This is a genomic window from Mycobacterium helveticum, assembly GCF_007714205.1.
Taxonomy (GTDB): domain Bacteria; phylum Actinomycetota; class Actinomycetes; order Mycobacteriales; family Mycobacteriaceae; genus Mycobacterium; species Mycobacterium helveticum.
The window spans coordinates 1-215 of record NZ_VMQU01000430.1 but is presented as its reverse complement, the minus strand read 5'-3'; the positions used below and the strand labels follow the sequence as shown (position 1 = coordinate 215).

At 69.3% G+C, this 215-nt stretch carries 1 protein-coding gene; it reads left to right on the top strand.

Annotated features, from left to right (window positions below):
• The coding region (locus tag FPZ47_RS28185) for a DUF222 domain-containing protein (protein WP_144957615.1) at positions 1 to 215 on the top strand (215 nt) is incomplete at both ends.

Here is a 215-nt window from a genome sequence, read left to right as displayed (position 1 = left end):
ACCACCCTGGCCGAACTCGAAGCCGCCGCCGGACACGCCCTCACCGGCGGCGGCACGATCCTGCCGATGAGCGATGTCATCCGCCTGGCCCGCCACGCCCATCACTACCTGGCCATCTTCGACCACGGCAAAACCCTGGCGCTGTACCACACCAAACGCCTGGCTTCCCCGGCCCAGCGGATCGTCCTGTACGCCAAGGACCGCGGCTGCAGCGC